19 protein-coding genes are annotated in these 22,495 nt (G+C 55.9%); 8 read left to right on the top strand and 11 right to left on the bottom strand.

Going from position 1 to position 22,495, the window contains the following annotated elements; all coding sequences use genetic code 11:
- Positions 1–13 precede the first annotated feature (13 nt).
- From ACTIDN_RS08050 to ubiA, 6 genes are all read right to left on the bottom strand, one after another.
- Positions 14–766, bottom strand: coding sequence for an ATP12 family chaperone protein (locus ACTIDN_RS08050; RefSeq protein WP_441376635.1), 753 nt, complete (start codon positions 764–766; stop codon positions 14–16).
- Positions 763–2,928: an AsmA family protein gene (locus ACTIDN_RS08045; protein WP_441376634.1), complete on the bottom strand. Its 2,166-nt coding sequence runs from the start codon at positions 2,926–2,928 to the stop codon at positions 763–765. The genes ACTIDN_RS08050 and ACTIDN_RS08045 overlap by 4 nt, the downstream gene beginning before the upstream one ends.
- Before the next feature lie 32 nt (positions 2,929–2,960).
- Positions 2,961–3,941, bottom strand: a complete 981-nt coding sequence (locus tag ACTIDN_RS08040; RefSeq protein WP_048838758.1) for an RluA family pseudouridine synthase — start codon at positions 3,939–3,941, stop codon at positions 2,961–2,963.
- Positions 3,942–3,951: 10 nt separating this feature from the next.
- Complete coding sequence (locus ACTIDN_RS08035) at positions 3,952–5,325, bottom strand: replication-associated recombination protein A (RefSeq protein ID WP_441376633.1); 1,374 nt, start codon at positions 5,323–5,325, stop codon at positions 3,952–3,954.
- 90 nt (positions 5,326–5,415) lie between these two features.
- Positions 5,416–6,105, bottom strand: a complete 690-nt coding sequence (locus ACTIDN_RS08030) for a LolA family protein (RefSeq protein ID WP_415507927.1) — start codon at positions 6,103–6,105, stop codon at positions 5,416–5,418.
- Positions 6,106–6,202: 97 nt separating this feature from the next.
- Positions 6,203–7,126: a 4-hydroxybenzoate octaprenyltransferase gene (gene ubiA, locus ACTIDN_RS08025; protein WP_441376632.1), complete on the bottom strand. Its 924-nt coding sequence runs from the start codon at positions 7,124–7,126 to the stop codon at positions 6,203–6,205.
- Between the two features lie 175 nt (positions 7,127–7,301).
- Here ubiA and ACTIDN_RS08020 point away from each other — a divergent pair, with 175 nt between their 5' ends.
- Together ACTIDN_RS08020 and ACTIDN_RS08015 are read left to right on the top strand one after the other, a co-directional pair.
- Positions 7,302–8,060: a 16S rRNA (uracil(1498)-N(3))-methyltransferase gene (locus ACTIDN_RS08020; RefSeq protein WP_441376631.1), complete on the top strand. Its 759-nt coding sequence runs from the start codon at positions 7,302–7,304 to the stop codon at positions 8,058–8,060.
- Positions 8,061–8,138: 78 nt separating this feature from the next.
- Positions 8,139–9,569, top strand: a complete 1,431-nt coding sequence (locus ACTIDN_RS08015; RefSeq protein ID WP_441376630.1) for a glutamate--cysteine ligase — start codon at positions 8,139–8,141, stop codon at positions 9,567–9,569.
- Here the strand turns inward: ACTIDN_RS08015 and ACTIDN_RS08010 are convergent, their stop codons facing one another.
- The 5 genes from ACTIDN_RS08010 to ACTIDN_RS07990 form a co-directional block, all read right to left on the bottom strand.
- Positions 9,570–10,958: an MFS transporter gene (locus ACTIDN_RS08010; RefSeq protein ID WP_415507923.1), complete on the bottom strand. Its 1,389-nt coding sequence runs from the start codon at positions 10,956–10,958 to the stop codon at positions 9,570–9,572.
- Positions 10,959–11,507: 549 nt separating this feature from the next.
- Positions 11,508–12,989: a ribosome biogenesis GTPase Der gene (der, locus tag ACTIDN_RS08005; protein WP_415507922.1), complete on the bottom strand. Its 1,482-nt coding sequence runs from the start codon at positions 12,987–12,989 to the stop codon at positions 11,508–11,510.
- Positions 12,982–14,376, bottom strand: a complete 1,395-nt coding sequence (locus tag ACTIDN_RS08000; RefSeq protein ID WP_441376629.1) for an outer membrane protein assembly factor BamB family protein — start codon at positions 14,374–14,376, stop codon at positions 12,982–12,984. Before ACTIDN_RS08000 ends, der begins: the two co-directional genes overlap by 8 nt.
- A gap of 8 nt (positions 14,377–14,384) precedes the next feature.
- On the bottom strand, positions 14,385–15,080 hold the full coding sequence (locus ACTIDN_RS07995) for a tetratricopeptide repeat protein (RefSeq protein WP_441376628.1): 696 nt from the start codon (positions 15,078–15,080) through the stop codon (positions 14,385–14,387).
- A 164-nt stretch (positions 15,081–15,244) separates the two neighbouring features.
- Complete coding sequence (locus ACTIDN_RS07990; RefSeq protein WP_441376627.1) at positions 15,245–15,631, bottom strand: hypothetical protein; 387 nt, start codon at positions 15,629–15,631, stop codon at positions 15,245–15,247.
- A 197-nt stretch (positions 15,632–15,828) separates the two neighbouring features.
- Between ACTIDN_RS07990 and ACTIDN_RS07985 the strand changes: the two genes are divergently transcribed.
- The 6 genes from ACTIDN_RS07985 to ACTIDN_RS07960 are packed head-to-tail and all read left to right on the top strand — an operon-like array spanning position 15,829 to position 21,920.
- Positions 15,829–16,740 (top strand): glycosyltransferase family 9 protein, encoded by a 912-nt coding sequence (locus tag ACTIDN_RS07985; RefSeq protein ID WP_441376643.1) that lies wholly within the window; start codon positions 15,829–15,831, stop codon positions 16,738–16,740.
- Positions 16,737–17,798, top strand: a complete 1,062-nt coding sequence (locus ACTIDN_RS07980; protein WP_441376626.1) for a glycosyltransferase — start codon at positions 16,737–16,739, stop codon at positions 17,796–17,798. The genes ACTIDN_RS07985 and ACTIDN_RS07980 overlap by 4 nt, the downstream gene beginning before the upstream one ends.
- A complete protein-coding gene (gene asnB, locus ACTIDN_RS07975; protein ID WP_441376625.1) occupies positions 17,798–19,567 on the top strand; it encodes an asparagine synthase (glutamine-hydrolyzing) in 1,770 nt (589 codons plus the stop codon). The genes ACTIDN_RS07980 and asnB overlap by 1 nt, the downstream gene beginning before the upstream one ends.
- 42 nt (positions 19,568–19,609) lie before the next feature.
- The gene (ygfZ, locus tag ACTIDN_RS07970; RefSeq protein ID WP_441376624.1) at positions 19,610–20,494 is read left to right on the top strand and encodes a CAF17-like 4Fe-4S cluster assembly/insertion protein YgfZ; all 885 of its coding nucleotides are present in this window, start codon (positions 19,610–19,612) and stop codon (positions 20,492–20,494) included.
- Positions 20,491–20,913, top strand: coding sequence for a phosphoribosyl-AMP cyclohydrolase (gene hisI, locus ACTIDN_RS07965; RefSeq protein ID WP_086651378.1), 423 nt, complete (start codon positions 20,491–20,493; stop codon positions 20,911–20,913). Before ygfZ ends, hisI begins: the two co-directional genes overlap by 4 nt.
- A gap of 32 nt (positions 20,914–20,945) precedes the next feature.
- Positions 20,946–21,920, top strand: a complete 975-nt coding sequence (locus ACTIDN_RS07960; RefSeq protein WP_441376623.1) for an SPFH domain-containing protein — start codon at positions 20,946–20,948, stop codon at positions 21,918–21,920.
- The last annotated feature ends 575 nt before the right edge of the window (positions 21,921–22,495 follow it).

Here is a 22,495-nt window from a genome sequence, read left to right as displayed (position 1 = left end):
GACACCAATAGCTTTACTTGGTTCGCGCTAGAGCCATAAAGCGTTTTGCATCAGAAACATCCCGAACCAAGGCCGCTATCCGGTCCGTAATCTCGGCGTCCTCTCCCCACTGCCTCATTTGTGCCTGTTCATCCAATGTCGCGCAGGCCGCCAGTTCTTCAGCCGAGACATCGGCCTTGGCCGCGGCAAGCCCCAGCACAAAGCTGCCCAGAGCCGGAACCGTTACCCCCATAACCGCCAACTCTGCAGGAGACGCCTGCTCCAGCACCTGTCGCAAACGGGAGAGAGCCTCAGGCGGCTGCGTAATAGGCATAAGACCTTCCGACACGCGCAGGTCCGCCCCCCACGCTTCACGACACCATGTCAGCCAACGATCCCACTGTTCTTGCTGCATACGGGCCAGTGGCGACCAGCTTTCCGCCCTATAGCATAGAAGATCACTCCCCGCGTAAGCGAGCAGGCTTTCCAGCACACCATCACGCTCTGCTGGAATGCGCTCCAACATGGAGCCTGCGATGCCGGTAAGAGGCAAATCTTCCGGACGGAACATACCCCCCACTTGTTGGCCAGCCTCTTGCCACTCGGCGGCCAGTGCGTCCGCCAATGCACGGCTTTCAACATTCAGGAGGGTTCTACCCGGCAGACGGACAGGCTTGCCGTCAAGCTGCACTGTATAGCCACCAGCTTCCGGCACCACATCTGCCTGCTTCCAGAAACGCTTACGCCCGGCAGGCGCTGCCACCGGTGGTTTGATAGCCTCTGTCACTGAAACAGTCCCAACCCGCGCAGCATGTTCATAACCTTACCTTCTTTTCCTTTTCTGGGAGCCGATGCAGCAGGTCCGGCAGCCCCTTCCCGCGCAGCAGAGAGCAGAGCTGGGCAGCTATCTTCGCCACCGTCATCACCGCCAATGGTAATGCCGTATCGGCCGCTATAAGCCGGTTCCATTTTAGGAACAGGCGCAGCAAATGTTCCTGTAACCTGCACGTCCGACCCGGCAGACGTACCCCCCAGTTGCACATGCGGAGAGAGATGCAGGTTAAGAGCATGATCTTCCAGCCCCACAGTGCCATGCCCGTGCAGTGACAGAAAATCACTCTCCAGCCCCAGCAGGTCGAGCGTAGCCACCCCACCGGACACCTGCATATGTGTCCCAAAACACCGGACAGGCATCTTACCTTTTACAGGCACCTGCGGACCAAGCAGCGTTCTCAGCGCGGCACCACCTAAGGTGCCATCCACAATGGAGGCTCCTATATGGCCCGTGATGGTTTGGCGTATGGTAGCCGCATCCGTACCGTGTGCAGATACCGTGCCTACCAAAGTCACAATACCCTGCACCAGGTCAGGGGCACCCAGCCATTGCTGCATAATACCAACAGGCAGTAACACCGGACGCGCAGAAACCTCTATTTCAGGCACAGGCTGGGCCGCAGAATAAGTAAAACGGCCAGACTGCTGCACCCCACTACCCTGCGCGGTCATGGGGTCTGCTGTTAAACGGGCATCATGCACAACGACATGCGTTGTAAAATCCGTCCATGTCTGCCCCTGCCATGTAATGTGCGGGGTTTGAACATCCACAACACCACTCAGCCCACGCACGACATCTGGTGCCGCATGTTTACGGATAAGGCCGAGCGTATCTGCAGCCTCAACATGGCCATCAGCCTTCAGATCTTCGATAGTCGGGCGGCCGTCTCCCAACGCCAGACGCCCCAGTACGCCATGAATATCCAATGCTGAATGGCCACCGCCAAGAGTGCCTGCAATTCGCAGGTTGGAGGCTCCATCCAGCACCATGAGTTCCGCTGGGGTTTCGGCATGAGCCGGGTCCAGCGTCAGCGCTGTAAGTTGCGCCAGCGTACCCAAGGTGCCTCGTACACCAAGATCCTGCGCACCAAGCTTGCCATCCACAACCAAAGCCATTTTATCGGTCGGTTGTGTTGCATCCAGCATCAGCCGCCCCAGACTTGCGCCCGGAAGAAACTGTGAGAGGTCAACCGCGCCACTCCGCGCATACAGCCCCTGCAACACAGGCTCTGCACCCTCTCCGCCCACAATGCCATCAACAGAAATATTCTGCCCTTGCGGCAAACCTGCATGTGGAAAAAAAGCCTGAAGAGACTGTAGCTGCGCCAAAGAGCCACCAAAATTGACCGTATAACTGCGCTTGCCTGCCGGGTCAGTTATCGTGCCATCAATATGCGCCAGACCTGCCGGATGGCCATCCTGCTTGAAAGCAACCTTCAGTTCCACAGGGAGTGTCTCTGCCGTAGCTGGCATCAGGCGGCCTGTACCGCCTGTAACGGTAACCACGCTTTTATCCCGCACGATTGTCGCATTCAGTGCTGGATGATCACCCTCGAGGTCTTTCAGATGCAGGGCGGTCAAGGGCAACCAACCTGACCAACGCCGCATATCATCCTGCCAGCGCACCTCACCTTTGGTAATTTGCAGGGCTGAGATACCTAAATTCCAATGGAGCTGACCGCCCGCAGGCCCCGTACCACTGGCACCTGCATCAGACGATGCCTCATTCGGCGCGACCTGCCAGTCCGCCCGACCATCTGCCAAGCGGCGCAACAGAATATGTGGCTGCGTCAGGCTGACATCGTTCAGAACAATACGATGATGGAAAAGAGGCAAGAGCGCCAGACGCGCCCGGACCGAGTCTGCTGTCAACAGATCCGGCCCGCCATCTTCCACTCCAGAAAGCCTGACACCCCGTGCCTCCACCCAAGGGAAAGGCAGAATCCACACATGTAAGCGGTCAATCGTGAGGTGATGCCCGGTACGCTCCTCCACTGCTGAAGCAAGGCGCACACGCAGCCAGTTGGCATCCTGCAAAGCAGAGACAACGCTGCCGCCGCCAAGCAGCACAACGGCAGCCCCAGCCAACAGCCCTATTTTCCATTTCAGCCGCATGCGCGATCCTTGTTTTTTATGGTGCTCGTCTTTTACCCGCCACGCCGAACGGGCTTGGGCGTGGAGCCGGGCACGAAACCGAGAGCACGGAAGGTCTCACGCATATGCGGCGGTAATTCGGCAGTCACCACAAGCTTGCCCCCTGCGGGGTGTGGGATCTCGAGCTGACGGGCATGCAGGTGTAACTGATCTATAAAGCCGTCAACATGCGCGGCGGCCCCACCATATTTGGGATCACCCAGAATAGGGGTGGTGAGCGATTCGCAATGGACACGTAGTTGGTGGGTGCGACCCGTCAAAGGCGACAGAGCCAGCCAGGAAAATTTACGCGCGGCCGAATCGACAACTTCATACGTGGAGCGCGCAAAAAGTGCGTCCTTATCCTTCCGGTCGGCCGCAACCATAATGGCGTTTGCCCCCATACCCAAACGGGCAAGCGGCTGGTCAATTTCGCCCTCAAGCGGGTCAGGCCGCCCAACAACGACCGCCCAGTACGTTTTTTTGACATCCCGCCCACGGAAAGCCTCTGCCAATTTGGCAGCGACACCCGGAGTACGCGCCAACAGCAGAAGGCCGGAGGTATCACGGTCAATACGGTGCACAAGGCGCGGGCGCGGGTCATCCCCCTCACGCAGGCCATCCAGCATCATATCAATATGTTTGGTAATGCCGGGGCCGCCCTGCACGGCCAGTCCTGCTGGCTTGTTCAGTACAATAACCTGCTTGTCCTGATACAGGACCATGCCCTTGATCTCACGCACCAGACGCTCATCCAGCGGGCGTGGCGCATCCTTGGCGGGCTTTGCCGCCATGGGAATGGGGGGCACCCGCACGGACTGGCCGGGTTGAAGACGTGTAGACGCTTCTACCCGTTTGCCTTCCACACGGATTTGGCCTGTACGGCACAGTTTTTGCAACGCACCTTGCGTCAGGTGCGGGTAATGACGGCGGAAATAGCGGTCGAGGCGAATATCCGCCTCGTCATCGCTTACAGTAAGAATCACAACACTCATGGCACGATATTCACGACTGACGCCGATCCCGCAAGCGGGACCATGTTTCTAGGCGATGACGAATCTCACGTTCAAACCCTTTTCCCGTAGGCCGGTAGAAGGTTTCTCGTGACATGCCATCAGGAAAATAATTCTGACCGGAGAACCCTTCCTCCGTGTCGTGGTCATAAGCATAGCCCTTTCCGTAGCCTATATCCTTCATCAATTTCGTCGGGGCATTCAGGATATGGGCTGGTGGCATCAGGCTACCTGTCGCCTTGGCAGCACGCCGTACTGCACCATAGGCTTTATAAACAGCGTTGGACTTGGGGGCTGTGGCCAGATGCACAACAACCTGTGCAAGCGCCAACTCTCCTTCCGGAGAGCCAAGACGCTCATAGGTTTCCCACCCAGCAAGCGCTAACGGCAGAGCCTGCGGGTCTGCCATACCCACGTCTTCCGCCGCAAAACGGGTCATACGCCGCGCCAGATAACGGGGGTCCTCCCCCCCTTCCAGCATTCGGGCAAACCAATAAAGCGCTGCATCCGGGTCAGACCCGCGCATGGACTTGTGCAGAGCGGAAATGAGGTTGTAGTGCTCTTCCCGGTCACGATCATACAGCACGGCACGTTTGGCCAGCAGGCGTGAAAGTGCCTGCGTGTCCAGCGGCACGTCTGTTTTATGGCTGAGCAACTGCTCCACCATATTCAGAAGGTAACGTCCATCTCCATCACCCATGGCACGAAGGGTAGCGCGCGCCTCTTCTGTCAGGGGGAGTGGATGCCCGGTTTCTTCCTCTGCTCTGACCAGCAAAGCCTCTGATGCAGCATCATCAAGACGGTTCAGCACCATGACCTGACAGCGGGACAAGAGGGCGGAGTTCAACGCAAAAGACGGATTTTCCGTGGTAGCGCCAACCAGCACCACCGTCCCGTCTTCCACAACTGGCAAAAAGCCATCCTGCTGGGCGCGGTTGAAGCGATGAATCTCGTCCACAAACAGCAATGTGCCGCCGCCTGTTTCCGCCAGCTTACGCGCTGTTTCAAATGCTTTTTTGAGATCCGCCACACCGGAAAAAACAGCAGAAAGCTGCATAAACCTCAAGCCAGAGGCCTCAGCCAACAGGCGTGCAATAGTAGTTTTTCCTACACCCGGCCCACCCCATAAAATGAGGCTAGCCAGAGACCCACGCTCCAGCATACGGGTGAGAGAACCGTCCGGCCCAAGGAGATGCCCTTGGCCAACAACATCCTCCAGTTTTTGAGGGCGCAGCCGGTCTGCAAGCGGTTGGTTGGGTGCTGGCCTTCCAGAATGAACCGCGCCCCCTCCGCCACCACCATGGGATGTGGGAGCACTCTGCCCAAACAGGTCAACCTCATCTGGCGGGTTACGCCGTGCCACCATTGCTCTTTGCCTCACCTTTCCAAACTGTACGTCCTATATCGGGGCACAGTCCGGCTTTTACCAGCAAGTGTGCTGTTAAAGAGGCAGATTTTATTCTGGTTGCGCTGGTAGCGTAAAGGTATCTGCGGGAATAGCCACACCGGTATGAGTATCAAACAAGGTCACGCGGGTCTCACGCCCTTGAGCATCCAGCACACTCCATGAGCGCAGAGCGAGCGGCTTATCGTAAAAAACAAGAGTCAGGCTACCATCACCGGGAGCGGACGTGCGGACAACGGACACCTCAACCAGACCATTTTCATGCGAGAAGCCGGTCACGGTCACGTCTCCTGACAGGCTGACCTTATCCCGCAAAAGCAGACCCAATGGGGTACGGTCCATTGGAATAACGGTTGTCTGGTCAAGCTGGTTATCCCGAAAGACAACCTTACCATCATTTGCAACCAGCAGCAGCGGTGTTGGGGCATCATAAGCCAGACGCATCTTGCCGGGACGCTGCATCCAAACCGTGCCAGTTGTCCGCTTGTCTTCCGCGTCCAACTGCTGCATCCGGGCTTTGAGGGTCGTAATACCGTTCAGCGTCTGTTCAATCCGGGTCAGCCATGCCTTATCAGATGCTGTGAGAGAGGCCGCAGCAGGGGCATTCTCCTGCCCAGCAACCGACATCTGCCCTTGCTGGGCGTGTACCGTCACCGGCACCGTAACCGCCGCAAGAGAAACTGCCAGCATGAAGCGGCGGAGAGACAGAACAGGCAAAGCCGTTTTCATATGTTTGGTCATTTCCAAATCTAACGCCTTATTCAACAAGGCTATCCAGCAGACTGAGCTTATGCGCCTTTACTATGGCACGCCCGACAAGGCGCAAACAGGGGCAGTGTTAAACGTGAAACAACCCTGCCACTAGTGCCAGCGCAATCGCCACCCCAATTTCACGGTTAAACCGAAACTGCGCGAGGCACAGTCTGGGGCTTTCAGGCGTAACACTGGCGGCCTGCCGTGCCAGCATGATGGCAGGCAAGACCAGAGCAGGCCACACAAGCCAGCTTGCGCCTGCCAGCACCACGGCCACTGCCAGCAACACAAACATGGCCCCATAACAGAAACCAATAAACCCGCGTGCCTGCTGCGCCCACAGCCGGGACGTCGATTTCACACCAATCCGGGCATCGTCTTCCATGTCCTGAAAGCCGTAAATGGTATCAAAGCCCAATTGCCAGAAAATGGTTGCGCCATAAAGCGCCGCCTGCGCCCACGACAATACGCCAGCCGCCGCCGCATACCCCATTGGCGCACCAAAGCCGAAGGTAAAGCCCATGACAAGCTGCGGCCACCACGTAAACCGTTTAGCCAACGGGTAGAGTGCAACCAGCACCAGAGAGGACACACCCAGCACCCATGACAGGCTGTTGAGTTGAACCAGAACACCCAACCCTATCAGCAAAAGCAGCAGGAGGAACAAAGCCGCCTGCCGCATGGTCAGAGCGCCAGATGCCAAAGGCCGCCCTGCGGTACGAGCAACCTGCCGGTCAATATCCCGGTCCCACATATCATTCACAACGCAGCCCGCCCCACGCATGACCAGACTACCAATGCCAAATAGAACAACCAGACGCAGCCGCTCCGTAACAGGAACCTGCTGTGGCAGAAGAATACCCCAGACCCCCGGCAAAAAGAGCAGCCATGTGCCAATGGGTCGATCAAGGCGCGCCAGCAACGCGTAAGGACGCAGGGCGGGCGGCAGGCGGGCAATCCAGCCTGTTACCTTGATATCAGTGTGCAGAGTAGCGGGGGAGACAGGCACGGGGCTTTGTGGTCCTAAAAGTTTGTGGTCCGGATGTTGTGCGGGTATGCCACATATTATCTTCCACCATGAAGCGCTTTGCACATTGTCAGCTTTCTGGCTAAGCACCATATTAGTACAGAGCGTTACTATAATTGCTTTTTCAGCCCTCTTTTTTTGAGCCAGACAGCCCGCCATGAGCCTCCACGCCCACCTGCCCCGCCTGTATGTGCCTGCTCAGGAAATCCCTGTGGCTGAACACGGTGCGTCCTGCCCGCTCTCTCCGGAGCAGGCCCGCTATCTGGGCACGGTGCTACGTAAAACTGCCGGTGACCTTGTGCGTGTGTTTAATGCCGAGGCAGGTGAGTGGCTGGCCACGCTGGATGGTGTCCGCAAGGATAAGGGCAGCCTGACCTTAACTGAGCTTTTGCGCCCCCCTCTGCAAGCCATGCCTAGCCTGATACTGGCCTTTGCACCGCTTAAACGGGATGCGACCGACCTTGTTGTGCGCATGGGAACCGAGCTGGGTGTAACCCACTTCATGCCAGTTATTACGGAACGCACAAACACGCATCGCGTCAATCTTGACCGCCTGCAAGCTATTGCCACAGAAGCGACAGAGCAATGTGAACGTCTGGACATTCCGCACGTTGCAGAGCCGGTACCTCTTATGCAATGCCTTGGAGCATGGCCGGAGGGCAGCCGTCTCTTTGCCGCTATTGAACGTGGGCAGGAGCGCGCTGTCTCCAGCCCTCTTACTTTCCGGTCCGCCCGCGCAGGTGATGGCCTGTTAATTGGCCCGGAAGGAGGGTTAAGTGATGCTGAATGTAAAACACTGTTAAGCCGCCCGTGTATCGCCCCTGTTTCCCTCGGCCCGCTCATTTTACGGGCCGATACTGCCGTGGCTGCTGGCCTTGCCCTTATGGGTGATGGCTTGCGCTCTGTGCAGGATTAGTCAGAATATCACTTCGTCACTCTCTCGTTCTGGTCCGTGCCGTGCACCGGCCTGCCTTTCAAGGAACAGTAAGCTCTCATGTCTAACGCCGTTGCCCAAGACGATACGCCTGCGCACTCAGTTTCCCAGCTGGCCGAGATTTTGGCGCAAGGGTGCAAACCTCGTGACCGCTGGCGCATTGGCACCGAGCACGAAAAATTTGGCTTTATCCGCCCGGAATCTGCTGCAAGCAGCGTCAGCCCGCAAAGTGGCAGACCTGCTTATGCGGCCCCTCCCTATGCACCCGCCGGTATTGAAGATGTTCTGACAGGCCTGCGCCAAGGTGCGCCGGATAACTGGGAACCCATTATGGATGCAGGCAGCATGATTGGCCTTAAAGGCAAGAATGCAGCCAAAGGCGCTGGTATTTCGCTTGAGCCAGCAGGTCAGTTTGAGCTTTCTGGCGCACCGCTGGAAAATCTGCACGAAACGGCGCAGGAACTGGCTGAACATTTCGACACGGTTCGCCCCATTGCACGCAAACTGGGGTTGGGCTTTTCTGCGCTTGGCTTCCATCCCACGGCACCGCGCAGTGAACTCCCTTGGATGCCAAAAACACGCTACGGCATTATGCGTAACTACATGCCTAAAGTTGGCAAGCTTGGGCTGGACATGATGCAGCGCACCTGCACGGTTCAGGTCAATCTTGATTTTGGATCAGAGCAGGACATGGTGCGCAAAATGCAGGTGTCTATGGCACTTCAGCCTGTTGCTACTGCCCTATTTGCCAACTCTCCTTTTGTAGAAGGCAAAGCGACCGACTATCTCTCAAACCGCGCCCGTATCTGGACGGATACTGATAATGAGCGCGCTGGCATGCCTGCCTGCGTGTTTGAAGACGATTTTAGCTTTGAGCGCTATGTTGAGTGGGCGCTGGATGTGCCCATGTATTTTGTGGTGCGTGACGGCAAGATGCGCAACGTTGCCGGCCGCTCCTTCCGCGCGTGGATGAACGGCGACCGACAGGAAGGACTGGAGGATATCCGCCCAACACTCAGCGACTTTGAAGACCACCTGACCACAGTTTTCCCGGATGTACGCCTCAAGCAGTTCCTTGAAATGCGCGGTGCTGATGCTGGTTCTGCTGAAATGATGGTCGCCCAGTCTGCTTTGTGGGTCGGTCTCTTGTATGATGATGCAGCCCTTGAAGCAGCTTATGAGCTTGTGCGCGAACGCCCGTGGGAAGACTACGTCAAGTTGCGTGCGCTTGTGCCTGCACAGGCTCTGGACACCCCGTGGGGTGAAGGCACGGTACGGGATCTGGCGGCTCAGGTTATTGGCATTGCCATGGATGGGCTACAGGGCCGTGGCCGTGTAGACGAAGAAAGTGGGCAGGAAGAATGGGCCTACCTCGCCCCGCTCACCGCCTTAGCCGCGGGCGCACCCACACAGGCGGAACGGTGGCTGGAGCGCTATTATGGCGCATGGATGGGCGATGCCAGCCGTATCTTCCTAGAAAGCGAAATCTAACTACACACGTTGTATCAGGCGGCTGGCACTCAATGCCGCCGCCGTTATCGCAACACAAGCTCCCGCAATAAGGCAGTTACGCGGGCCCTCGTGGGCGAACTGTACGAAAAAGGCGGCAACACCCATGGCGCCAATGGCTTGCCCCGCCTGACGCGCTACCTGCACCATGCCACTGGCTCCCCCTGCACGGGCATGAGACGCAGAAACCATCATGGCGCGGTTATTCGGGGGCTGGAAAAAACCAAAACCCCAACCTGCTATCCATGTCCGCCAGACTATATCAAATACGGAAGGATGAGTTGGTAACAACCACAGCAACAAAAACCCTGTTGCCGTGACAGCCAACCCTATCGAGGACAGCACCCCAGCCGATACGCTATCTGCCACACGGCGCACAATGGGGGCTGCACACATAATGCCTATTGGCCAAGGCGTAATGAGCAAACCTGTCAGCGCTGACCCAAGCCCCAGTTCATCGTGCAACGTGAAGGGCATAGATACGATATAAAAATTGGACGCCACAAACCCCAAGCAGCCTGTCAAAAACGCCACAGTGAAATCTGGCTTCCCCAGCAAATCAACCGGAAGAATGGGCTGGTCTACCCCACGCTCCCGCCGCACAAGCAGCCACCCACACGCCACTCCAAAAACCAGAAGCGCCACCGACATCATCCAGCCCGACCTGTGCGCCAGACCATCGCCCCCCATGACAAGAGCGCCCAGAGCCAGAACACACAAAGCACTGCCTGTGACATCGGTTTTCTGAGTGCTGCGTGGCACCTGAGGCAATGCCTTAAACGCCATGAACAATGCCAGCGCACCCAGTGGAAGGTTGATCCAGAAAAGCCACGGCCAAGAAGCAATGCTTAAAATACCTGCCGCTGCCGTGGGGCCCAACGCCACCCCAACCGCTACAACAACACCATTAAGCGCAATACCGCGCCCAATTTCTGCATGGGGATAAATAAAGCGGACGAGTGCGATATTTACACTCATGATACACGCGCCCCCTATCCCCTGCACGGCACGAGCACCTGCCAATATGGGGAGAGAAGTTGCCATGGCACACAACAGGGAGGACGCCATAAAAATAACTATCCCCACCCGGCACAGGCGCGCAAAACCAACCTTGCTGCCGAGTGCCGCCAAAGGCAGCAAGGAGACAAGACTAGCCAACTGATAGGCATTCACCACCCAGATTGAGGAAGAGGCGGAGGCTTTCAGGTCTACCGCAATGTCGGGCAACGCCACATTTGCAATGGCGTAGTCCAGCAGTGCCAGCAAGACGGAAAGCGAGACGGCAAATGTTGCCCATGCGCGGGCCGACCCATGCAAACCATCAGCCGGAGCAGAAGCAAAGGAGGGCTGAGTGTGCGCAGGATCACTCATAAGGGTTGGCTCCTTACGTTTTGGTTTTGTTTATGACGGGCTTGCGCAACGCACCCTGTGTGCCATCACCCAAAATAAAGCGGAAGGGCGCAGCATAGGCTTTGTGCCATAATTTTTCTGACAACAGGTTATTTTTCGCGAGGTTACACTCAATCGTGCATCAGCTTTTAGCTAAAACACGTGATATTACCCATCAAAAGCCCAGTAGAACGCAATTATGAGATTTCTCAACCCCCTGCGGCACAGATGGAGTGTTTTATAGGGTTTCTTTGGCGAAACAGCACGATAACACCGGCCTACTCACGACATACTCAAATGTAGCAACCGGTTTTTCCGAAAAGAACCGCACTATGAAAAATTCTCTATTATATCAGCCATAAGCGAAAATTTATGGCGACCACACTTATAGAGTAAAAACTAGCCCGACTTTATGAGAACATTTTTGATGCAACTTGCCTCAAGCGACAAAAACAACGTGCTTGATGATATTTTCCTCAGTTTTATTTAAAAAATCTGCTGCTCTCAGGGAGAACAGCAGATTTTTCTAAACTAAGAAGACTTTCGGCTATCAGCATAAGGGTTTTTAGTACCCCGCAACTGTAAGCGGATGGGCACGCCCGGCAGATCAAATGTCTCACGCAGTCCGTTAACCAGATAACGCTTGTAGTCATCCGGCAACAATTCTGCGCGGGTTCCAAACAACACAAAAGTTGGTGGGCGGGATTTAACCTGCGTCATATAACGCAGCTTCAAGCGGCGACCATCAACAAGCGGTGGGGCATGACGCTCGAGCATCATTTCAAACCAGCGGTTCAGCGCTCCCGTTGGAACACGGGCATTCCACACGGTCCAAGCATCCCGCACGGCAGGGAGTAGCCGATGTACGCTCGCACCCGTCAACGCCGAAAAAGTCACCACGGGCACACCGCGCATCTGCGCCAGAGAGATGCTTAGCCGGTCGAGAATAGCCTTACGCGTAGCAATACGGTCTTCAACCGCATCCCATTTGTTTAATGCCAGAACGCAAGCCCTGCCCTCACGCTCAATCAGACGGGCAATCTGGAGGTCCTGCTCGTGCACGCCCAACGTGGCGTCCAACACAAGAACAGCCACCTCTGCCATTTTCAATGCCTCAATGGAGGCTGAAACCGACATTTTTTCCAGTGCCTCGTCAATACGTGCTTTGCGGCGTAGCCCGGCGGTATCAACAATTTCGAACTCATCACCGTCATCATAGAGTGTGACAGCAATGGAATCACGCGTAAGACCCGGCTCTGGCCCGGTAATCATCCGGTCTTCACCCAAAAGGGCGTTCATCAGGGTAGATTTACCAGCGTTGGGGCGACCCACAATAGCTATGCGCATCGGCCCTTTAGGGCGAACAGGTTCGATAACTTCCGGCTCGTCCGCATCAATGACCTCTTCTTCAAAGGCCAGTTCAGCGAAATCGTCTTCATCCTCTTCCTCCTCAACCGGCTCCGGTTCGGGGGGAAGATGGTCAACAATTTCTGCCATCAGGTCAGCAAGGCCTTCGCCGTGCTCGGCAGAGACTGCTATCGGCTCTCCAAGCCCAAGCGCATAGGCTTCCAGCGCGGAAGACGCGCCAGAACGCCCTTCTGCCTTGTTGGCCAGCAGCAGAACCGGACGGTTCTGGCGACGGACCCATTGAGCAAAATGTTCATCGGACGGTGTAATACCTGCACGGGCATCCACACAAAACAACACCAGCGCTGCATTCTGCACAGCACCTTCAGAGGAAGCGCGCATCCGGCCAAAAAGTGTATCTGGCGCGGCCTCTTCCAGCCCGGCCGTATCAATCAGGCGCACATAGCGCCCCCGTATTAGCGCCAGACCTTCCTTACGGTCACGGGTAACGCCGGGGGTATCAGCCACCAACGCCTGCCGGCGGCCAACAAGGCGGTTAAAGAGGGTGGATTTCCCCACATTGGGGCGGCCCACAATAGCCACGACCGGCAGGTCAGCAGACGGAAGCGGCGCAACAGGCCGCATAGGTTTACGACGTTCAGCCATAAGAGCGGAGGTTTCCGTCGTTTGTAATAATCAACATTTGCTCATCAACAACAATAGGCGGCACGAAAGAAACCGCATTAGACGATTCAACCGCAATAATCGCGCCCGTTACAGGATTAATCCGGACAACACCGTTCCCGACCAGCGTGCTGAGGCACACCAGTTCACCGCCTGCCATGACAGGACCAATCCAGGTCACAATGTCCTTGTTCACGTCCACACGGCGGAAGCGGCGCAACTGTGTCATCCAGCGTACATGGCCTGAAAGCCTGTCCAAACAAATGACCTGCTCATCCAGAGACACAACGTAGAGCCAGTCCCCAACGCACAGAATGCTGTTCTGGCTTGCTACAGAGCGCTCCCACAAACGGCGGCCTGTCCGGATATCAATAGCAGCAAGCACCTGTGCCATGCTGACAGCATAAATTACGCTATCAACCACCACAGGCAAACCACGCACACAGGACAGGTTGAGCGTGCTGGCCTGACTGTTGACGTTGCCGAGCATGTCGCTCCAGACAACTTCACCTGTTTCAGCACGGAAAGCGACCAGATCCCCCCCCCCAAAGCCAGCAATCACAACACCATTGGCGTAGGCTGGAGCAGGCTGACCAAACACCGTTGTATCGGCCTGCGTTGCGCCGTAGGACCAGAGCTGACGGCCATTTTTGGCATCCAGCGCATAGAACTGTTCATCCAGCGTGCCAAAAAACAGGCGGCCATCCGCAACAGTGGGTGCTGAGCGGCCCGGACCGCTTAACGCTACGCGCCATTTTGGCTTACCTGTCACAGCATCTACCGCAACAGCCTGCCCAATACCGCTGACAATATAAACTGTATCGCCTTCAACAGCCAAACCGCCGCCTACGTTGCTGGAACGCATGGAGCGCGGTTTTGGATTAAAGGTCCAGAGATGAGACATGCGCGGCCAAGAGAAGCCACGCACAACACCCTGAGCATCCATAAAGAACAGGCGGCCATTCTGAATAACCGGGGGAGACTGGATAAGACCACGCCCCAGAGACCCAAGGGCTGCCCACGCCAGAAAACCCGGCTCAGAAATGCTTGCGCCGACAGATTTTGACCACCGTTCACGCAAACCGTGCCACTGGTAGTTGCTGCCGACATGCGTAGGCACACGCCCAACCTGCGACCATTCGGACACCGTTATCGGAGCCGCCACGGTGATGGGGGTATGATCTTCCTTATCAACTTCCAGCTTACCGCCAGAGGACAGAACATCTGTTCTGTGTCCCGCCAGCAATGGCTTTTCGTCATCATCAAACATGCTGCACCCGGCAAGCGCGGGCACCATAGCCGCACCAGCCAACAGGGAGCGACGGGCCATACGGCCATTTACACGATTAGAAGAGCGTATTTTGCTCATAAAGTGCCTCACCCTGCCGATGGATCCAGTGCCTGTGTCATTGCTTGTGCCCGGCTTCTGACACCTGAAGGCACATCCTGCTCTGCCGCCAGTGCAGCAAATTTTTTGCGGGCCTCTTCCAGATGGTTTTCACGCACATCCAGAATAGCCAATGATTCCGTTGCAAGACCGTGCCAGGCTTTATCCTTACCTGTCAGCAAAGACAGGCGGGAGCGCAAGGTTGCCGGGTCTCCATTGTCCAGTTGCTTCTGGCACCAGATCAGGCTGGCAAGTTCGCGCAAAAGCGGGTCTGCATGAGTGTCAGCCTGAACGGCATCCCATGCGGCCAATGCGCCTTTGGTATCTCCATGAGCAGCTAAAACGCCACCGGCCTGTAAGCGTGCCAAGGTCGCAATACCATTGGGGCTAGCCGCGGCAAGTTTTTGCAGGCTGGCAAGCCCGGCCTGCGCGGTCTCGCTGTAAGGAATGGTGCCGCTTGCCGGAGCAGGAGGCAGATGATCGGTTTGACGAAGCGCTGCCAGATACGTGCCTGTTGCATCCAGCGCGGCAGTTTTCTGGTTTGAAACATGCCAAGCCCATGCGCCAGCGCCAGCCAGAACGGCCACGATAAGACCCAGACCTGCACCCGCATATCGGCGCGCCAGTTGGCGCATGCGCTCGGCCTTCAGTTCGTCATCAACTTCCTTGAAAACATCTTCTGCCACGTCTGGCCCGTTCCCGTTCTGGCTAATTCATTCTGAGTAACGGCCATATCTGCCCTACCCGGGGGCATCATACAAGGCACCAATCCTTAAAGACACCCTTTAACACGCATCTGTTGCCGCCTTTTTAGCGGAAACAGATGCCCCCTCAGGCAAATAGCCGTGTTTTACTTCCCGCCAAATTTGGCGTTACCAGCCTTTAGGGTTGCGCTCATATGCGTGAAATTGGCCGCAATACGTTTTTGCACCGCTTGGCTGCCTTCATGCACATACGCTATTTTTTCGCGCGCTTCATTGCTGATGGCTGTTTCTTCCTTGTTCGCTGCATGTGAGACACAGCTATTATAGGCGCGTGCAGCTTTCTGGTACGCTGTCGCCTTGTCAACGCTCGCATTGTAATGCTCAACCGATGCAACATCGAGCGATGGCATGGTGGGTTCCGCACCGCAAGCCGGGGCGCTCCACCCTCCACCAGCGGCATGAGCCACAGGGGCTGACACCGCAGCACACGGCAGACCCACCAACGTGACCAGCAGAAACAAACCTTTCCTCATTTTTCCCAATTCCTCGTGATAAAACGACTCAGCCACTCTGACAGCACACAAAGGTAAAATTCAGGCAGCAGTCGCACGCGGCTTCTCATGGCATAGAGCCTGCAAATGTCCATACCCTTCGTACACAAGACGTGCTGGTTTCCATGCCCCTGCTGAACGGGTTGGAAAAACCATCAGTGCAGTATAAACAAAGGCAGATGCGTATTCTCTTCATTACAGCAACCCGGCTGGGTGACGCTGTGATCTCCACCGGTCTGCTGGATCATTTGATACGCACGTATCTCCACGCCCGTTTTACCATCGCCTGCGGACCCGTGGCTGCTGGACTATTCCAGAATGTACCGAGACTCGATCGTGTCATCACAATGGAAAAGCGCAAATACGATTTACATTGGCTGGATCTCTGGAAAGCTTGCGTAGCCCAGAAGTGGGACCTGACCATAGACCTGCGCGGCTCCGCGGTGACAGTGCTGCTTCGGTCTGGCCGACGCGTTATTATGCGGGGGGGGCGTCGGCCCGGCCTACGCCTTGCGCATGTGGCCCAAACGCTCAGCCTTTCGCCCCCTCCCACACCGACTGTGTGGCTTAACCCGTCAGACGTGGCGTGTGCGACAACACTACTGCCCACAACAACAGACACACCGCTCATCGCACTCGGTCCAACGGCCAACTGGTCAGGCAAAATATGGCCTGTCGAACGCTATATTCCTTTATGGCAATGCCTTCAGTCCGCCTACCCTAACGCACGTCCTGTTATTCTTTACGGCCCCGGACAACAGGAACGGGATCTTGCCGCCCCTGTTCTGGCAGCCCTTCCTCAGCCCATAGATGCGGGAAGCCGCTTTTCCCTTACGGAAGTTGCTGCCATTCTTAGAAAATGCCAGCTTTATGTGGGGAATGACTCCGGCCTGATGCACCTTGCCGCAGCAGCAGGCACACCCACACTCGGACTATTCGGGCCATCCCGTGCTTCAGAATATGCCCCTTCCGGCACCCACGCGGCATGGGTGGCAGCACCCGGCCCTGAAGGCAAGGCCGCCATTGCTGATCTTTCCGTTTCCACGGTAGCAGAGGCTGCCCTACGCCTTCTGGCAGAGACATCATCATGAGCCATCCAGATCTCCTCCCTTCCCGTGCCTCATCCTTGCGCGTTGCGCATGTAATGGCCGGTGCCACCACTGGAGGGGCGGAGTTGTTCTTTGAAAGGCTTTGTGTTGCACAAGCGGCATCCGGCCTCTCTGTCCTCCCCATTATGCGGCAGGACGCAGCACGCGCGGCACGCATGACGGCTGGTGGCCTCCCCCCGAAAGAACTACGCTTTGGCGGTCTGACAGATTTTAGAACCCGCCCTAACTTACGTCGGGCCCTAACAGCCTTTGCCCCCCGTGTAACTGTGGCATGGATGAACCGCGCTGCCCGGTTCACACCGCAAGGAGACTGGGTTCTGGCTGGCAGGTTGGGCGGTTTCTACGACCTGTCTTACTATCGCAGATGCGACCATCTGATAGGGAACACGCACGGACTGGTGCGTTGGATGCAGGCACAGGGATGGGCTGAAAACCGCGTCCACTATCTACCCAATTTTGCGAATGACCTTTCCGACACTCCGCCAATCCGCCCAGCAGGCCTACCTGACGGAGCGCCCTTTCTGCTGGCTCTGGGCAGGCTGCACAAAAACAAGGCCTTTGACGTTCTTATCCGTGCCATGAAGCATCTACCCGGTGTATGGCTGGTCATTTGTGGTGAGGGGCCTGAACGTGCGGCTCTTGAAGCTTTGGCACGGCAGGAAGGCGTGGCGGAACGGGTACTCATGCCCGGATGGTCCACACGCCCTGGTGGCTTTATTAAAGCCTGCTCGGTCCTAGTTTGCCCCTCCCGGCATGAGCCGTTGGGCAATGTTGTGATAGAAGGTTTTTCTGCCAGAAAACCGGTTGTAGCTGCTGCATCACAAGGCCCAACAGAACTTATACGGTCTGGTGAAAACGGACTTCTGGCCCCAGTAGAGGATGCACGTAGTTTGGCCGACCAGCTTGGTGTGGCACTGGAAGACAAAACACTTGCCGCCAGCATGGCCGCCGCTGGACGAGCAGATTACGATACAACCTTCGCCACGGCCCCTGTCTTGGCGGCATGGCATAACTTCATTGCAACTGTGGAGCCTGCCTGATGTGCGGCATTGGCGGCATTGCCTATAAGCCGGGAGCCACGCGCGTTGGGCAGGTCGTGCTGGAGCGCATGGCCACGGCCCTTCTGCACCGTGGCCCGGACGGCGCACATTATGCTCGCCTGCCCGAGGCGGACCTGATCCATACACGTCTTTCAATCATAGATCTTCCGGGCGGTGACCAGCCTCTGAAATCTGCTGCGGGCACTTTGATTGCCAATGGAGAAATTTATAACGACCCCCAGATTCGCCAAGCTATGGGGGCTGAACGCTTTAAAACTGGCAGCGACTGCGAATCTGCCCTTGTCATGTGGGAACAAAAGGGCGCTGGTTACACAGCAACGTTGCGCGGCATGTATGCCATTGCCATCCACAACAGTGCCAATAATGAAGTCCTGCTATCCCGTGACCCGTTTGGTATAAAACCGCTCTATTTCACTGAATTTGAAGGCGGCACCGCCTTTGCATCCGAACCCTCTGCCCTTCTGGCCTCCGGACTTGCGCCCAGAACAGAGCGGTCGCTTTTGCGGGACGAGTTGCTGCAACTTCAGTTCACTACAGGACCCCAAACGCTTTTCAAAACCATTCAGCGTGTTTTGCCCGGTGAAACGCTCCGAATTGTTGCGGGCCGTATTGCTGAACGCACCATCCGTTCCCCCTTGCCTGCCCAGACAGAACCGAAAAAAAGCCTTTCAGAAGAACAGGCTCTGGAACAGCTTGATTACGCCCTGATGAACAGCGTGCAGGCACATGAAAGAGCTGATGTGCCTTTTGGCCTATTCCTCTCTGGCGGTATTGATAGCGCCAGCTTGCTTACAGCAATGAGCCGACTGCCCCGCCCCGAAAAACTGCGCACGTGGACAGCCGTTTTTGAGGCCCGCCATGCAGCCGATGAAGCCGATGCCGCCGCCAAACTGGCCCGCGCAGCCAATACAGAGCATGAAACCGTAAAAATCACGGCTTCCATGGTTTGGGACAATTTGCCAGCTATTATCGCCTGTATGGATGATCCCGTTGCGGACTATGCCATTATCCCCACATGGTTTCTGGCACGCAAAGCCAAGCAGGATGTGCGGGTTATCCTCTCTGGTGAAGGTGGAGATGAGCTTTTTTGCGGGTATGGTCGTTACCGTTCCGCTGCACGCCCGTGGTGGCGTGCAGGCCGCCGCATGTGGCGACACGGTATGTTCGATGGGCTGGACGTTCTGCGCCACACCCCCAACCATTGGCGGGATGGGTTGACCATAGCCGAACAGCAGGCAAAGCAGATAACTGCCACACGACTTTCTGAAGTGCAGGCCGTAGATATTGCTGAATGGTTGCCGAACGACCTTCTCCTGAAACTGGACCGTTGCCTCATGGCACATGGCCTTGAGGGCCGAACACCGCTCTTGGACCCCGTTGTGACCAACTGTGCGTGGCAACTGCCCGACGGCATGCGCGTCCGTAATGGGCAAGGAAAATGGCTTTTACGTCGATGGCTAGAACGGCATAACCCGGCAGCACACCCTTTTGCCCCCAAACAAGGCTTTACTGTGCCCATCGGATCGTGGATTGCTGAGCAAGGACAAACGCTTGGAGACTTAGTCGCTCAGCAGGAATGTATACAGGCCATTGCCAAACCAGACCGGGTGCGCGCTTTATTCGAAGAAGCCGGGAACCGGAAAAATGGTCCTGCTGCTTGGACACTTCTGTTTTATGCTGTGTGGCACCGTACACATATACGCGGCCTTTCCCCTACAGGCAGCATTTTTGATACCCTGAGCCTTTAATACCCTGCCCGAAGCGCAGGCCTCTTTTCTGGGAGACCCGGCATGTTACCCATCACACACAGTACACGGCTCACCAACCGGACTGTCATCAGGCTTTCGGGGCCGGACCGTGTTAAATTCCTGCAAGGGCTGATTACGGCAGATGTTGCAGCCCTTACACCCGGCGCCGCAACATGGGCAGCCTGCCTGACACCTCAAGGTCGATGGCAGGCCGATTTTTTTCTGGTCTCGGACCCGGATGATACCTGCCTTCTTCTTGACTGCGCTACGGAGCAGGCAGAGGCCCTGCGCAGCCAACTGCTCCGCTTCAAACTTCGCGCAAACATCCAGCTAGATCTTACTGGCCTGACTGTCGTGGCAGCGTGGGGCGAAAGGCCGGATGCCGTCCCTCTTGAAACAGCCATAACCTACGTAGACCCACGGCTGGACGGTGCCGGGTGGCGTTTGATTGACGCACCAGACACAATGGCACTGACGGCCACTGAGCAGGACTACGCGCTGCACAGACTTGTATTGGGCCTGCCAGATGGGGTGCAGGATTGTGAAATAGGCCGCACTCTGCCCGCCGAAGCCAATATGGACCTTCTGGGCGGTATTTCATGGACCAAAGGGTGCTATATGGGGCAAGAAATTACAGCCCGCATGCATTACCGCACCTTGCTCAAACGCCGCATTGTCCCTGTTGCCAGCACAGCACCCCTGCCACCACCTGGCACCCCCATTTTTGCCGAGGGTAGTGAGGTGGGAACCATGCGGTCATCGCAGGATCATGTCGGGCTAGCGCTCCTTAAACTCTCGGCGTTTGACGCCCCTCTTGTCGCTGAGGGGCATAATCTTGTTGCGCGTCCTCCCTCATGGCTGCTGGCAGGCATTCAGGCCGAGCAAGCAAATTCCCTTCCCCCCTCTGATAAATCTGGCCAATCATGACTTACCAAGCCCCGTCTCCTTCCGTTCTCTCTTCCATGCTGGATGCCGTCTCTTTTGACAAAAATGGCCTTGTCGCAGCCATTGCGCAGCAACATGATACCGGTGAAATTCTGATGATTGCCTGGATGACACGGGAAGCCTTGCAGGAAACTCTCCTAACAGGCCGTGTCTGCTATTATTCCCGAAGCCGCCAGAAGCTTTGGCGCAAAGGGGAAACGTCTGGCCAGATCCAGCACCTGCATGAAGCACGCTTGGATTGCGATGCAGATGCTGTACTGCTCCTTGTCAACCAGATTGGTGTTGCCTGCCATACAGGCCGCAGAAGCTGTTTCTATCGCGCCTTTTCACCTGACGGACTGAAAGAACTAACCAAGCCAGAAATAGACCCCAACCAACTTTACGGACACACTCACGCCTAACCTTTCCTAAAGGCTTTATAGGATACCGCTCGATGACCTCACCTTCCCTGCCGTCTTCTCCCGCGTATCCAGAAAAGCCGGAAAACACCGGCCAGCCCATTGTTGAGCACACCCTGCGCCCATTCAGCGCATGGATCGCTTTAGGCGGCTGTCTGGGCTTAGGCTTGGTCGCCGCATTCTGTTTTATGCTGTCAGCAGCACAGTTTTCTCCCGCCATGACAGCTCTTGTGCCGGTTATCGGCGTTATATGCCTAATTGTTGCGGCCCCCCTTCTTAAAGGTTTGATCATTCTGCAACCCAATCAGGCGGCGGTTTGTCTCTTTTTCGGGTCTTATAAAGGCACCTTGACGCAATCTGGCTTCTGGTGGGTAAACCCTTTTTATTCCTGCAACAAAGTTTCTCTCCGCCTGAAAACGGAAGAATGCGGCCCCCTGAAAGTCAACGACGCTGTTGGCAACCCAGTAGAAATTGGTGCTGTCATTATCTGGCGTGTGTCTCAGGCTGCGCGTGCTTTGTTAGATGTTGAAAACTACAGTGCGTATGTTTCAGCCCAAAGCGAGACCACCCTGCGCCTTCTGGCCAGCCAATACCCCTATGACCCAACAGAACAGCAGAATGCGGCTGACCACGCCCCGGAACACCCAATTCACACAGGCCTGACGCTTCGTGATGGAAGTGACACCTTGGCCAGCCTGCTGCTGAACGAACTAAAACAACGCATGGCCCCTGTTGGCATTGATGTTGTAGATGCGCGTATTTCTCACCTAGCCTATGCTCCGGAAATTGCCAGCGCCATGCTGCGCAAGCAGGCCGCAAGTGCTGTTATTTCTGCACGGCGTATTATTACCGAAGGGGCTGTAGCCATTATTGATGATGCACTCAGCAACCTTGAAAGCCGCATGGGTCACGCGCTCCCTCCCGAACAACGCGCAGCAATGATCTCCAATTTGCTGGTTGTTCTGATTGGCGACCGGGAAGCAACCCCAACGCTGAATACTGGTTTGTAAAAAACCATCATATTTGATCTTAAATAAAATGTTTGCGCGAATAACACACTAGCATTTTTTGAACTAACCAGATCGAATGCAGCATAGATATTTGCTATCTGCATTCGTACAATCTGATTTTTCCTTGAATGCTATACTGTTCAAGATGAAGTTCTGATTACAGACAATGGCGGCACAGACAGTTCATAAGAACCTATGCCCTAACAGAAAGAAGCACGGAGTACGCCGTTCCTGTCAAAGGCTATGGAGCGGCTGCATATTGGCAAAAATATCGTCATAAGTAACCGTTTTCATGCCTGCATGACCAAAGGCGCCATGTCGTTTTTACATCGCTATTTTGGTAAGCTGAAACTCAGCTTTGGGGATAACTATTTATCTAATCTAGAAAAGGTGACTTTCACTGCGGTTTACGCGGTTTCAATCGACATGCAGTTTTCTGATGAAATACCGATGAAAGTCTCTGTAAATCACTACAGTATTTTTAAGAGCCGAATGGACGATCTTACCCCCCCATCTAGCTCTCTCTCGGTGAATTTTTCTTTATCACGGCATAGTTTTTTTACTCGTAAGCGCCG

Source organism: Acetobacter sp. (assembly GCF_052102375.1).
Classification (GTDB): Bacteria; Pseudomonadota; Alphaproteobacteria; order Acetobacterales; family Acetobacteraceae; genus Acetobacter.
Note: the sequence above shows the minus strand (reverse complement) of the source record. Positions and strands in the feature narration are given on the sequence as shown.